The following is a 14125-nucleotide window of genomic DNA, read 5'->3' as shown; positions in this document are numbered from 1 at the left end:
CTCAACCCTCCCGGCTCTCGAAGTCGATACGCGGATCGACCAGGGTGTAGGTGATGTCGCCGATCAGTTTCACGACCAGTCCCAGCAAGGTGAAGATGAACAGGGTGCCGAACACCACCGGATAGTCGCGGTTGATCGCCGCCTCGAAGCTCATCAGGCCCAGGCCGTCGAGGGAGAAGATCACTTCGATCAGCAGGGATCCGGTGAAGAAAATGCCGATGAAGGCCGCCGGGAAGCCGGCGATGATCAGCAGCATGGCGTTACGGAACACGTGTCCGTAGAGCACGCGGCGGTTGTTCAGGCCCTTGGCGCGGGCGGTGGTCACGTACTGCTTGCCGATTTCGTCGAGGAAGCTGTTCTTGGTCAGCAGGGTGAGCGTAGCGAAGTTGCCGATGACCAGGGCGGTGACCGGCAGCACCAGATGCCAGAAGTAGTCGAGTATCTTGCCGCCGAGGCTGAGTTCGTCGAAGTTGTTCGAGGTCAGCCCACGCAAGGGGAACCAGTCCCAGTAGCTGCCGCCAGCGAACAGCACGATGAGCAGGATGGCGAAGAGGAAGGCCGGGATGGCGTAGCCGATGATGATGGCCGAACTGGTCCAGACATCGAAGGCGCTGCCATGCCGGGTGGCCTTGGCGATGCCCAGCGGGATCGACACCAGGTACATGATCAGGGTGCTCCACAGCCCCAGGGAGATGGACACCGGCATCTTCTCGACGATCAGGTCGATGACCTTGGCATCACGGAAGAAGCTGGAGCCGAAATCCAGGTGGGCGTAGTTCTTGAGCATGATCCAGAAGCGCTCCGGGGCCGACTTGTCGAAGCCGTACATCTTCTCGATCTCTTCGATCAGCTTGGGATCCAGGCCCTGGGCGCCACGGTAGTTGGAGCCGGCTACCGAGACCTCGGCACCGCCACCGGCGATACGGCTGGTGGCGCCGCCGCTGGCTGCGTCGAAGCCTTCGAGCTTGGCGATCATCTGCTCGACCGGGCCACCGGGAGCGGCCTGGATGATGATGAAGTTGATCACCAGGATGCCGAACAGGGTCGGGATGATCAGCAGCAGACGGCGCAGGATATAGGCCAGCATCTTATTGCGCCGCCTCTGCGTCGGCAGCGGGCAGGTCGGTGCGCTCCCACCAGGTATGCAGGCCGATATCGTAGAGCGGCGTCACCTTGGGATGCTCGAAGCGATTCCAGTAGGCCACGCGCCAGGTCTTGATGTGCCAGTTGGGGATCACGTAGTGGCCCCACAACAGCACTCGATCCAGCGCGCGAGTGTGGTTGATCAGATCCTGCCGCGAGTCGGCGTTGATCAGCTCCTCGACCAGCTTGTCGATGGCCGGATCCTTGAGGCCGATGAAGTTGCGGCTGCCGGGGTTGTCGGCGCTGGAGGAATGCCAGTACTCGCGCTGTTCGTTGCCGGGGGAGTTGGACTGGGCGAAACCGCCGACGATCATGTCGAAATCCCGCGAGCGCAGGCGATTGATGTACTGCGACACGTCCACCCGGCGGATGACCATGTCGATACCGAGATCGGCCAGGTTGCGCTTGAACGGCAGTAGCACGCGCTCGAACTCGGCCTGGGCCAGGAGGAACTCGAAGCTGACCGGCTTGCCCTGGGCATCGAGCATGCGGTCACCGTCGATACGCCAGCCGGCCTGTTGCAGCAGTTGATAGGCGCGGCGCTGCTGTTCGCGGATGATGCCGCTGCCGTCGGTTTGCGGTACGCGAAATTCCTCGCTGAACACCTCGGCGGGAATCTTGCCGCGCAGGGGCTCGAGAATGGCCAGCTCAGCCTCGCTGGGCAGGCCGCTGGAGCCCAGCTCGGAGTTGTCGAAGTAGCTGCGGGTGCGGGTGTAGGCGCCGTTGAACAGGCGCTTGTTGGCCCACTCGAAATCGAACAGCAGGCTCAGGGCTTCGCGCACGCGGCGATCCTGGAAGAGCGCACGGCGGGTGTTGAAGATGAAGCCCTGCATGCCCGTGGGATTGCGATTGAGGATTTCTTCCTTGATCAACTGACCATTGGCGACCGCCGGGGTGCTGTAGGCGGTGGCCCAGTTCTTCGCGCTCATCTCCAGCCAGTAGTCGAACTGCCCGGCCTTCAGGGCTTCCAGGGCGACGGTGTTGTCGCGGTAGTAATCGAACTGGATGGCGTCGAAGTTGTAGAAGCCGCGGCTGACCGGCAGATCCTTGGCCCACCAGTCCTTGACCCGCTCGTAGCGGATGCTGCGCCCGGCGCGAACCTCGCCGACCCGATAAGGGCCGCTGCCCAGCGGAGCGTCCAGGTTGCTCTTGCTGAAATCACGCTTGGGCGGCAGCAGCGGCAGTTGGCGCAGCGCTTCGAGCAGGTTGTCGTCGGCCGGCTGGCGCAGCTCCAGACGCAGGGTCTGGGGGGCGTCTTCGCTGACCTTGGCGATCGCGGCGAGCGCAGCCTCGCCCTGGCTGGCGAACTGCAGATTGCGCCGCAGTAGTTCTAGGCTCAGTGGCTGCTTGTCGTTCAGGCGCGCATCCTGGGGCAGGCTGAGGAGAATCGAGCGGTTATCCTCGGTGGTCTCCAGCTTCGCCTGAAGCGCCTCGTCACCGAGCCGGGGGGCTTGCTCGGACTGGCTGTTGTCCAGCTCGTTCCACCAGTGTTCGGGCAGCACCGGGAGCTGGCCGAGAATCAGCGGCAACTCGCGGTTGCCGGTGTGCTTGAAGATGAAGCGTACGCTGTGTGGCGATTCCACCTCGACCCGTTCTACGCCGGCATAGTAGCCGCGGTACATGGGTGAGCCCTTGCTCATCAGCGTATCGAAGGTGAATTTCACATCCTCGGCGGTGATGGGCATGCCGTCATGGAAGCGCGCGGCCTTGCGCAGGTGGAAGCGCACCCAGGCGTTGTCCGGAGCCTTCTCGATACTTTCCGCCACCAGGCCATAGGCGGTGAAGGGCTCGTCCAGGCTCTGCACCGTGAGGGTGTCATAGATCAGGCCGATATCGTCGGCCGGCACGCCCTTGCTGATGAAGGGGTTGAGGCTGTCGAAACCGCCGAAGCCGGCTTCACGCAGGGTGCCGCCCTTGGGCGCATCGGGGTTGGTGTAGTCGAAATGCTGGAAGTTGGCCGGGTACTTGGGTGGCTCGTCATAGAGGGTCACGGCGTGTTGCGCGGCGGCGAAGGTGAGGCCGGACAGGCCAAGCAGGATGAGGCTGCTGCCGTGAAGCAGGAAACTGCGCAGCGGGTTTGTCATCGAGCGTTCTCCGTGGGCTTCAGCCACCAGGTGCGCAGGCCCAGGGTATAGGGCGGCGTGGTGACGAAGGCGAACCGGTTGCGGTACGCCAGGCGGTGATAATTGATGTACCAGTTGGGGATGCTGTAGTGCTGCCACAGCAGGATGCGATCCAGTGCGCGCATGGCGGCGACCTGTTCGTCACGGGTTTTGGCCGACAGCAGCTTGTCGATCATGGCGTCGACCACTGGGTCGTTGATCCCTGCGTAGTTCTTGCCGCCGCGCACCTTGACCTGGCTGGAGTGGAAATACAACGACTGTTCCAGGCCTGGGCTCAGGGTCTGAGGCAGGGTCAGCAGGATCATGTCGTAGTCGTTCTGATCCAGGCGTTGCTTGTACTGGGCGCGGTCGACCGTGCGCAGGTTGGCCTGGATGCCGATACTGGCCAGGTTGGCGGCATAGGGCTGGAGAATGCGCTCGAGGCTGGGGTTGACCAGCATGATCTCGAACTCCAGGCGCTCGCCACGGGCGTTGCGCAACTGCTGGCCGATGGGCTTCCAGCCGGCCTCGGCGAGCAGGCCTAGCGCCCGCCGCAGGGTTTCGCGGGGAATGCCCCGACCAGCGGTAACCGGCATCTTGAACGGCTCGGTGAAGAGCTTCGCCGGCAACTGCTCGCGGTAGGGCGACAGCAGCAGCCATTCGGCGCCTTCCGGTTTGCCGGTGGCGGAGAACTCGCTATTGGGGAAATAACTGGCCGCGCGTATGTAGGCGTTGTTGAACAGGGTGCGGTTGGTCCACTCGAAATCGAACATCAACCCCAGGGCTTCGCGCACGCGGCGGTCGCTGAACAGCGCGCGGCGGGTATTCATGAACAGGGCCTGGGTCTGGGTGGGTATCTGGTGCGGGATCTCGGCGCGCACCACATCGCCACGAACCACGGCCGGAAAGCGATAGCCATTGCTCCAGTTCTTCGCCTGGTTCTCGATATAGAAGTCGAATTCACCGGCCTTGAACGCCTCGAAGGCGACGTTGCTGTCGCGGTAGAACTCCACCTCGACCCGGTCGAAGTTGTACTTGCCACGATTGACCGGCAGATCCTTGCCCCACCAGTTCTTGACCCGCTCGAACACCAGACGCCGACCCGGCACCACCTCGACGATGCGATAGGGGCCGCTGCCCAGCGCTGGCTCGAAGGTGGTCGCCTTGAAATCGCGGCCTTTCCAGTAGTGCTGAGGCAAGACTGGCAGCTCGCCGAGGCGCAGGATCAGCAGTGGATTGCCGGCGCGCTTGAAGACGAAGCGGATGCGGTGCCGGCCCAGAATGTCGACGCGCTTCACCTCCTGCAGGTTGGTGCGGTATTGCGGATGGCCCTCGTTGCGCAGCAGGCGATAGGAAAAGGCCACATCATACGCCGTGATGGGCTTGCCATCATGAAATCGGGCCTCGGGACGCAGGTTGAACACCACCCAGCTACGATCCTCGCTGTACTCGACACTCTTGGCGATCAGGCCATAGCTGGACGCCGGCTCGTCGCCGGAGGGGTCGTAAATGCCGGTGCCGACCATCAAGGGCTCGTTCAGCTCGTTGACGCCGTACTGCAGGAAATGCGCGGTGGCGATCGGGCTGGTGCCCTTGAGCGTGTAGGGATTGAGGGTGTCGAAGGTGCCTGACGCCATGAGGCGCAGCGTGCCGCCTTTGGGCGCATCCGGGTTGACCCAGTCGAAATGACTGAAGCTGGCGGGATACTTGAGGGTTCCGAACTGCGCGTAGCCGTGGCTTTCGCTGATGGCCGCAGAGGCGGGAAGGCTCAAGACCAGACTGAGAAACAGCGGGAAGAGGAAACGCATCGGGCGTGAAATTTCGATCCTGGGGCGGCGTTGGCGCTATTGCGTCGGTACAGTAACAGCTTGTCCGAACAGGAAAAAGAGCAGCGTTTGCAACGCCATGTACGGGTTGAACGCAGCAGGCAGGCAATGGCGGCACTTTGGCATACACTGTCAGAAAACAACGAGGGCTCGATCTTGGTCGAACGCAGTCATGGTACGCAGTCATGGATCGACCGCCTGAGTCAAACCGAATTGCCCGCACTGACCGCTGTGGTGCGCGACCTGCAACGCCTGGCGCAGCAGAACGACGCCTCGGTGCAGCAACTGGCCGATGTGCTGCTGCGTGATGCGAGCCTCACCTCCAAGGTGCTGCGCGTCGCCAACAGTGTCTATTACAACCCTTCGCAGGAAAGCATCCGCACCATTTCACGAGCCATCGTGCTGGTCGGCTTCGACAACGTGCGCCTGATCAGCCTGTCGGTCAGCCTCATCGATGGGCTGCTCACGCACAGACCGCGTCAACAGTTGCAGGAGCTATTGGCCAGTGCTTTCCACGCGGCGGTGCAGGCGCGCAACCTCAGCAGCTACGTGCTCAATGGTCATGAGGAGGAAGTATTCATCGCCGCGTTGCTGCATCAGCTAGGGGAGATGGCTTTCTGGAGCGCCGGTGGCGAGCAGGCCGATGAGCTGGCGCAGGCCCTGGAAGTGCCCGGTGCCGAGGCCGAGGAGGTGGTGCAGAGGGTGTTGGGCACCAGCTTCCGCCAGCTCTCCCAGGGCCTGGCGAAAAGCTGGGGCTTGGGTGAACTGGTCAGTCTGGCGCATGCCGGGGGTTCGCACACCCATCCGGCGGTCAAGGCGGTGCAGCTCGGCGTGCAGATCAGCAAGGCCGCGCTCGAGGGGTGGGGTTCACCGGCGATGGAGGCGTTGCTGAACAAGGTGGCGCCCTTTATCGGCCTGGGCCCGGAGGAAAGCCTGCAGCAGGTGCTGGCCAGTGCCGATGAGGCGGTCAAGGTCGCCTCCACCTTCGGCGCGAGCAGCCTGTGCCGGTTGATTCCGAGCACCGATCCGGCACAGATTTTCGATCAGCAGCAGGCGCGTCAGGCGCGCTTGCTGCAACCCGATCTGCTGTTCATGCAGCAGGCGTTGCAGGATCTGGGCTTGATGGCCAATCAACGCAGCGACGTCGAGCAGATCCTGTCCAGCGTGCTCGACGGCTTGCACCGTGGAGCAGGGCTGGAGCGGGTGATGCTCGCCGTGCTGGCCGATGGGCAGAGCCGTTTTCGCGCCAAGCGGGTGATCGGTGAGCAGACCGAAGTCTGGCTGAGGGATTTCGTCCTGCCTGCCGTGCAGGTGGAGCAGCCGCATATCTTCAGTTACGCGCTCAGGCATCGGGAGGCGATCTGGATGGGCGTTCCGGCCAGCTACAGTCTCAATGAGCTGGTGACTCTGCCCATCCGCCAGAGCCTTGGGGCTGGCATGTTCTTCATCGCACCCGTGTTGGCCAATGGTCGCGAGGTCGGCGTGCTGTATGCCGATTGCCATCTGTCGGGGCGCGCCTTGCGCCATGAGCAGTTCGTTGCCTTTCAGCGCTTCACGCTGCTGGCCGGCCGCTGTCTGGGGGCCTTGAGCAAGCGCTGAGGATCAGGGCAGGTAGAGAGTCAGCATCTGCCCCGGCTGCAGGGCATGGCTGGAAAGGCGATTCCAGTCCTGCAGGGTCTTGGTGTCGATATTGAAGCGTTTGGCGATGACGTACAGCGAGTCGCCTTTCTTCACTCGGTAATAGGTGGCCTTGTCGCGACTGCTGCTGGCCGCTCTCGTGCTGTTGCCGGCGCTGGCCAGCGCGGTGGTCGCTGTAGGTTGCAGGCGCAGGGTCTGGCCGATCTTGAGCTGATTGCCCTGCAGCTTGTTCCATTGTTGCAACTCGCGCACCGAAACCTGATGGTCACGGGCGATCTGCCAGAGGTTGTCACCATCCTTGACCCGATAGCTGCGCACGCTGCCGCTGGATGCGGCGAGCTGCGTACCACTGCGCTGGAAGATCGGTTCGCTGGGCTGGGTGCCGGGTTTGGCCGGGATGGTCAATTCCTGGCCGATGCTCAGGCGGTTGCCGGAAAGCTGGTTCACTTCCTTGAGCGTATTGACCGTCAGATGATAGCGGTTGGCGATGGCATGCAGGCTGTCGCCAGCGTGCACCCTGTAAGTCTGCCAGTCCACCAGCTCCTGCGGTTTCATCAAGGCCAGGTTGGCGCTGAACATCTCGGCCTTCTGCGCCGGTATCAGCAGGTGCTGGGGGCCGTCCATGGTGACGCCGCGTTTGTACGCCGGATTGAGCTGCAACAGCTCGGTCTCGTCGAGGTCGGCCAGTTGTGCCAGGCGCGACAGATCCATGTGCTGCTTGATCGCCACCTGCTCGAAGTAGGGTTCGTTGGCGATGGGGGCCAGGGTAACGCCATAGGCTTCCGGGGTGAAGATCACCTGGGACAGTGCCAACAGCTTGGGCACGTATTCCTCGGTTTCCTTGGGCAACGAGAGGTTCCAGTAATCGCTGGGCAGTCCCAGCTTCTCGTTGCGCTCTATGGCGCGGCTGACACGGCCTTCGCCCGCATTGTAGGCCGCCAGGGCGAGCAGCCAGTCACCATTGAACATCTCATGCAGGCGGCTGAGATAATCCAGTGCCGCGCGGGTAGAAGCGGTGACATCGCGTCGGCCGTCGTACCAGTTGGTCTGGCGCAGGTTGTAGACGCGCCCTGTGGAAGGGATGAACTGCCAGAGACCAACCGCCTGTGCCGGGGAGTAGGCCTGCGGGTCGTAGGCGCTCTCGATCACCGGCAGCAGTGCCAGTTCCATCGGCATGCCGCGTTCGGCCAGGCGCTCGACGATGTAATGAATGTAAGGGGCCGCGCGTTCGCTGACGGCTTCCACGTGCTGCGGGTTGCTGGCAAACCACAGGCGCTGGCGCTCGATGCGCGGGTTGGTGTCGATTTCATCCTGCAGTTTGAAACCGTCGCGCAGGCGCTCCCAGATATCGTGATAGTCACGGGTCTTGGCGTCGAGGCTCAGCCATTCGGGCTCACGCTCGAGGCCGATCGCGCGCTGGGTGGTCACGCTGTCGTCGGTAGCCGAAGGTGAGAAACTCTGGCAGCCAGCCAGGGTCACGCAGCAGAGCAGGGCGGACATTCGCACGCTCTGCGCCAACGCCTTTATTTTCAATGGCTTGCGCGTAGGTGACGGCATTGGCTGAGAGGGGTTCCCCGAAAAAAGTTCGGGCGATTCTAGAAACCGAAGCGGGGGTGGTCAAGTTTTCACCAGGCTTTTGTGACCTGTATCCCTCTCAAGCCGTCACAGGCCCCTCATATACGAGCCGCGCCCGTCGAGCCCTAGCAGGCTGTTGAAAAACTGCCTGCGCTGGCAATGCTGCGTTAAAAAACGCCTTCAAAATGCTCATTTACAACACGTAAACCCGAATGCGGGCCCAGTGCTTTTTGACTCACTGCGTTCGCCCTTCGGGCCAGCCTTCGGCTGTTACTCCCGCTGGTCGTTGCGGCTGTTTATGCGGGGCCGCGGATTGTCTTGCCTGCCTCGCCAACGTTTTTCAACGGCCTGCTAGAAGCGATCCTTCCACGCGCGCAAGCCGGCGAATACCGCCTGTGGGTCGGTGCTGCGCTGGCCATCGGCGCGGGCCAGGCTGTCGATCACCTCGGCTTCCTCTACGCGCAGGAAGGGGTTGGTCGCGCGCTCCAGCGCAATGCTGGACGGCAGGCTGATGCGTCCCTGTGCCCGCCACTGGCTGACCTGCTCGACGCGCGCCTGCAGCTCCGTGTTGCCCGGCTCCACCGCTTGTGCGAAGCGCAGGTTGCTCAGGGTGTACTCGTGGGTGCAGTACACCTGCGTGGCATCCGGCAGGGCGGCGAGGCGTTGCAGGGAGGCGTGCATCTGCGCCGGCGTGCCCTCGAACAGGCGGCCGCAGCCGGCGGCGAACAGGGTATCGCCGCACATCAGCAGGTGCTGCTCGGCCTGGTGATAGGCGATATGCCCAAGGGTATGACCGGGCACCGCGATGATCTGCCAGGGCAGGCCGAGCACCTCGATGGTCTCGCCGCCTGCCAGCGCGACATCGCGTGCCGGAATCTGCTCGCTGGCCGGGCCATACACGCGCGCGCCGGTAGCTTCCTTGAGTTCGGCGACGCCGCCGACATGGTCGAAATGATGGTGGGTGACCAGAATATCGCTCAACTGCCAATCGGGATGGGCCTCGAGCCAGGCGCGCACGGGGGCGGCGTCGCCCGGGTCGACCACCGCGCAGCGGCGCGTGCCGGCATCCTGGAGCAGCCAGAGGTAATTGTCGTTGAAGGCGGGCAGGGCATCGATCTGGATCATCATGGGTCGCTAAGCCGGTGATAAAGGTGCATCTTATAAGAGCAGCCACAGGCTGCAAGCGATCAGGGCGGTTCGTGCCGCCGGCAACCTTTAGGGAGGAGTCGTGATGAGCGATCAGGCATTCGCCCAGGCCGACCCCGAGTGGCTGAAACTCATCGGCGAGGCCCGTCAGTGGCTGGCCGGGCCGCTTGGCCAATTGCTGCTGGAAGAAGAGCGACGCTTGCTGGACGAAGAGCTGGCGCGTTTCTTCGGCGGTTATCTGGTGAGTTACGGCCCGGGCGCCGAAGGCCCGCCCCATGCCAGGCAGATTCAGCACAATGTGCGCCTGGGTGCGCCCATGCCGGGTGTGCAGATCGTCTGCGAGGAACAAGCCTGGCCGTTGGGAGAGCATGCCGCCGATGTGGTGGTACTGCAGCATGGCCTGGATTTCAGCCTGTCACCCCATGGCCTGCTGCGCGAGGCCGCGCGCAGCGTGCGGCCTGGCGGGCATCTGCTGATCCTTGGCATCCATCCCAGGAGCATTTGGGGCGCGCGCCGGCTGTTTGCCCGCGACGGCTTGCGCCAGGCACGTTGCATCGCCCCCAACCGGGTTGGCGACTGGCTGTCCTTGCTGGGCTTCGCGTTGGAGAAACGCCGCTTCGGATGCTATCGTCCGCCGCTTGCGTCGCTCGCCTGGCAAATGCGCCTGCGGCGACTGGAGCGTTGGGGGGAGGCCTGGCAACTGCCGGGGGCGGGTTTCTACCTGCTGGTGGCGCGCAAGCTGGTGGTGGGATTACGCCCCTTGCCACAGGTGCGCCGCGAGCCCATGGGCAAGCTGCTGCCGCTGCCGGTGGCCAAGCTCAGTCGGCGCGACGTCGAGCACTGACAGGGTGCCCCCCAGCCGAGCAATTTCCAACAGAGCCTGTGAATGTCTGAAACCGATGAAGTGGTGATCTACACCGATGGTGCCTGCAAGGGCAATCCCGGCCCAGGCGGCTGGGGCGCGTTGCTGGTCTACAAGGGGGCGGAGAAGGAGTTGTGGGGCGGTGACCCCAGTACCACCAACAACCGCATGGAACTGATGGGGGCCATCGCCGGGCTGGTCGCCCTGACCCGCCCCTGCAAGGTCAAGCTGGTCACCGATTCGCAATATGTGATGAAAGGTATTCAGGAGTGGTTGCCGAACTGGAAGAAGCGCGGTTGGAAGACGGCCGCGAAAGAGCCAGTGAAGAATGCCGACCTCTGGCGCAAGCTTGATGAAGAGGTCAACCGTCATCAGGTGAGCTGGCAGTGGGTACGTGGCCATACCGGTCATCCTGGTAACGAGCGGGCCGATCAGTTGGCCAACCGTGGCGTCGATGAGGTTCGTGGGCAGTGAGTCATTAGGGGCGCTTGTGCGGCTGCGGTAACATGCCGCCGTCGGCAGCGGCCCCCGAGTTTCAAGAGAGAGTGTGAGCGTGAGTACAGAAAACGGCGTCATCAGACGGGTCGTGCTGGATACCGAAACCACCGGTATGCCGGTGACCGACGGCCACCGCATCATCGAGATCGGCTGTGTGGAGGTGCTGGGCAGGCGTCTGACCGGCCGGCATTTTCATGTCTACCTGAACCCGGATCGCGAGATCGACGAGGGCGCGATCGCGGTTCACGGCATCACCAACGAGTACGTTGCCGACAAGCCGCGTTTCAAGGATGTGGCCGATGAGTTCTACGAATTCATCAAGGGCGCGCAGTTGATCATTCACAACGCGGCGTTCGACGTTGGCTTCATCAACAACGAATTCGCCCTGCTGGGGCAGAGCGAGCGCGCCGACGTCAGCGACTACTGCAGCGTGCTCGACACCCTGATGCTGGCGCGCGAGCGCCATCCGGGCCAGCGCAACAGCCTCGATGCGCTGTGCAAGCGCTATGGCGTCGACAACTCCAACCGCGAACTGCACGGCGCCTTGCTCGACTCGGAGATCCTCGCCGACGTCTACCTGGCGATGACTGGTGGGCAAACCCATCTGTCGCTGGCCGGTGAAGAGGGCGATGGCGACGGCAGCGGGCGTCAGCAGGCCACACCGATCCGCCGCCTCGACCCGAGCCGCGCCCGTACTCGAGTGATCCGCGCCAGCGCCGAGGAACTGGCCGCACACGCCGCCCGCCTGGCCGCCATCGAAAAATCCGCCGGCGGCCCGGCGCTGTGGGCGCAGTTGGAGGAGTCCTGAGCTGCAAGCCTCAAGCGACAAGCTGCAAGAGGGCGTTTGCTCTTACTTGAAGCTTGCCGCTTGCAGCTTGTAGCTGCTTCATTGCGACCTTTTCTTACAGCCTGATGCCCAGGGGGTTCCGCCCGTTCGGGGGAGCCTCTAACCTGAGTCGATAGGCAGGCCCTGCCTGCCACCGCTCAGGATGTCAGCATGTACAAAGACCTCAAGTTCCCCATTCTCATCGTCCATCGCGACATTAAGGCCGATACCGTGGCCGGTGATCGGGTGCGCGCCATCGCTCACGAGCTGGAGCTCGACGGTTTCAGCATCCTGCCCACGGCCAGCTCCACCGAGGGGCGTATCGTCGCCTCGACCCACCATGGGCTGGCCTGCATCCTGGTCGCTGGCGAAGGCGCTGGGGAGAACAGTCGGCTGCTGCAGGACATGGTCGAGCTGATTCGCGTGGCGCGGGTGCGCGCGCCGCAGTTGCCGATCTTCGCCCTCGGCGAGCAGGTGACCATCGAGAATGCGCCGGCCGAAGCCATGGCCGATCTGAACAGCCTGCGCGGCATTCTCTATCTCTACGAAGACACCGTGTCCTTTCTCGCCCGGCAGGTGGCGCGCGCTGCGCACAATTACCTCGAAGGCCTGCTGCCACCATTCTTCAAGGCCCTGGTGCAGCATACCGCGCAGTCCAACTACTCCTGGCACACGCCGGGGCACGGCGGTGGCGTGGCCTACCGCAAGAGCCCGGTGGGCCAGGCCTTCCACCAGTTCTTCGGCGAGAACACCCTGCGCTCGGATCTTTCCGTGTCGGTGCCAGAGCTGGGCTCGCTGCTCGATCACACCGGCCCGCTGGCCGAAGCCGAGGCCCGCGCGGCGCGCAACTTCGGCGCCGATCACACCTTCTTCGTGATCAACGGCACCTCCACGGCGAACAAGATCGTCTGGCATTCGATGGTCGGCCGTGACGACCTGGTGCTGGTGGATCGCAACTGCCACAAGTCGATCCTGCACTCGATCATCATGACCGGCGCCATCCCGTTGTACCTGACGCCGGAGCGCAACGAGCTGGGCATCATCGGGCCGATCCCGCTCTGCGAATTCAGCAAGGAATCGATCCAGGCCAAGATCGATGCCAGCCCGCTGGCACGGGGGCGTGCGCCCAAGGTCAAGCTGGCGGTGGTGACCAACTCCACCTATGACGGCCTGTGCTACAACGCCGAACTGATCAAGCGCACCCTGGGCGACAGCGTCGAGGTGCTGCATTTCGACGAGGCCTGGTACGCCTACGCGGCCTTCCACGAGTTCTATGCCGGGCGTTACGGCATGGGCACCGAAGGCGGCGAGCAGACGCCGCTGGTGTTCAGCACCCATTCGACCCACAAGCTGCTGGCCGCCTTCAGCCAGGCCTCGATGATCCACGTGCAGGACGGCGGGCAGCGGCAACTGGATCGCGACCGCTTCAACGAAGCCTTCATGATGCACATTTCCACCTCGCCGCAGTACGGCATCATCGCCTCGCTGGACGTGGCCTCGGCGATGATGGAAGGCCCGGCGGGGCGCTCGCTGATCCAGGAAACCTTCGACGAGGCGCTGAGTTTCCGCCGCGCCCTGGCCAACGTGCGGCGCAACCTGGCGGCGGACGACTGGTGGTTCAGCATCTGGCAGCCGACCCTGGGCGAGGGCAGCGAAGGGGTGGCCACCGCCGATTGGCTGCTTGAGCCCGACGCCGACTGGCACGGTTTCGGCGAGGTGGCCGAGGACTACGTCCTGCTCGACCCGATCAAGGTAACCCTGGTGATGCCGGGGCTCAATGCCGCTGGCCGCCTGGAGCAGCAGGGTATCCCGGCGGCGGTGGTCAGCAAGTTTCTCTGGGAGCGCGGGCTGGTGGTGGAAAAGACCGGCTTGTACTCCTTCCTCGTGCTGTTCTCCATGGGCATCACCAAGGGCAAGTGGAGCACCTTGCTGACCGAGCTGCTGGAATTCAAGCGCAGCTACGACGCCAACTTGCCCCTGGCGCAGGTGCTGCCTTCCATCGCTCAGGCCGGTGCAAGCCGCTATCAGGGCATGGGCCTGCGCGATCTGTGCGATGCGTTGCACGGCTGTTATCGCGATAACGCCACCGCCAGGGCGCTGAAGACCATGTACACGGCCTTGCCCGAGGTGGCGATCAAGCCGGCCGATGCCTATGACCGTCTGGTACGCGGCGAGGTGGAGGCGGTGCCGGTGGAGCGCCTTGAAGGGCGCATCGCAGCAGTGATGCTGGTGCCCTATCCGCCGGGTATTCCGTTGATCATGCCGGGCGAGCGTTTCACTGCGGCGACGCGCTCGATTCTCGACTACCTGAGCTTTGCACGGACTTTCGACCAGGCCTTCCCGGGCTTCGATATCGATGTCCACGGCCTGCAAGTGGAGGACGACCGCTATTGCGTGGATTGCCTGGTCGAGTAAGGCGAGGCGTTGTCGCGCCGAGCAAGAATCCAGCCAGATCAACCTCTTAATCGCCATAGTCAAAGTGGTTTTTAAAACCTTGGACGAGGCGTGC

At 63.5% G+C, this 14125-nt stretch carries 10 protein-coding genes; 5 read left to right on the top strand and 5 right to left on the bottom strand.

Going from position 1 to position 14125, the window contains the following annotated elements; all coding sequences use genetic code 11:
• Window position 1 precedes the first annotated feature (1 nt).
• From PVE35_RS12325 to PVE35_RS12315, 3 genes are read right to left on the bottom strand one after another with little or no spacing between them, the layout of a single operon-like run.
• Complete coding sequence (locus PVE35_RS12325) at window positions 2-1087, bottom strand: microcin C ABC transporter permease YejB (protein WP_277374809.1); 1086 nt, start codon at window positions 1085-1087, stop codon at window positions 2-4.
• Window position 1088: 1 nt separating this feature from the next.
• Window positions 1089-3227, bottom strand: a complete 2139-nt coding sequence (locus PVE35_RS12320; RefSeq protein WP_268183798.1) for an ABC transporter substrate-binding protein — start codon at window positions 3225-3227, stop codon at window positions 1089-1091.
• Window positions 3224-5053: an extracellular solute-binding protein gene (locus PVE35_RS12315; RefSeq protein ID WP_277374808.1), complete on the bottom strand. Its 1830-nt coding sequence runs from the start codon at window positions 5051-5053 to the stop codon at window positions 3224-3226. The genes PVE35_RS12320 and PVE35_RS12315 overlap by 4 nt, the downstream gene beginning before the upstream one ends.
• A gap of 174 nt (window positions 5054-5227) precedes the next feature.
• Here PVE35_RS12315 and PVE35_RS12310 point away from each other — a divergent pair, with 174 nt between their 5' ends.
• A complete protein-coding gene (locus PVE35_RS12310; protein ID WP_268183801.1) occupies window positions 5228-6670 on the top strand; it encodes an HDOD domain-containing protein in 1443 nt (480 codons plus the stop codon).
• Between the two features lie 3 nt (window positions 6671-6673).
• On the opposite strand, the gene PVE35_RS12305 is transcribed toward PVE35_RS12310, so the two are convergent.
• The gene (locus tag PVE35_RS12305; protein WP_277374807.1) at window positions 6674-8266 is read right to left on the bottom strand and encodes a lytic transglycosylase domain-containing protein; all 1593 of its coding nucleotides are present in this window, start codon (window positions 8264-8266) and stop codon (window positions 6674-6676) included.
• 369 nt (window positions 8267-8635) lie between these two features.
• On the bottom strand, window positions 8636-9409 hold the full coding sequence (gene gloB, locus PVE35_RS12300) for a hydroxyacylglutathione hydrolase (RefSeq protein WP_277374881.1): 774 nt from the start codon (window positions 9407-9409) through the stop codon (window positions 8636-8638).
• 106 nt (window positions 9410-9515) lie between these two features.
• On the opposite strand from gloB, the gene PVE35_RS12295 reads away from it, so the two are divergent.
• From PVE35_RS12295 to PVE35_RS12280, 4 genes are all read left to right on the top strand, one after another.
• Complete coding sequence (locus tag PVE35_RS12295; protein ID WP_268183805.1) at window positions 9516-10274, top strand: methyltransferase domain-containing protein; 759 nt, start codon at window positions 9516-9518, stop codon at window positions 10272-10274.
• A 42-nt stretch (window positions 10275-10316) separates the two neighbouring features.
• Entirely contained in the window at window positions 10317-10766 is a 450-nt protein-coding gene (gene rnhA, locus PVE35_RS12290; RefSeq protein ID WP_268183808.1) for a ribonuclease HI, read from the top strand.
• A 100-nt stretch (window positions 10767-10866) separates the two neighbouring features.
• On the top strand, window positions 10867-11598 hold the full coding sequence (gene dnaQ, locus PVE35_RS12285) for a DNA polymerase III subunit epsilon (RefSeq protein WP_268184287.1): 732 nt from the start codon (window positions 10867-10869) through the stop codon (window positions 11596-11598).
• Between the two features lie 189 nt (window positions 11599-11787).
• Window positions 11788-14031 carry an Orn/Lys/Arg decarboxylase N-terminal domain-containing protein gene (locus PVE35_RS12280; protein ID WP_268183810.1) on the top strand — a complete coding sequence of 748 codons (2244 nt, stop codon included), beginning with the start codon at window positions 11788-11790 and terminating at the stop codon, window positions 14029-14031.
• Window positions 14032-14125 lie beyond the last annotated feature (94 nt).

Source organism: Pseudomonas sp. AA-38 (assembly GCF_029457475.1).
Taxonomy (GTDB): Bacteria; Pseudomonadota; Gammaproteobacteria; order Pseudomonadales; family Pseudomonadaceae; genus Aquipseudomonas.
The sequence above is the reverse complement of the archived record's forward strand: the minus strand, read 5'-3'. Positions and strand labels throughout refer to the sequence as shown.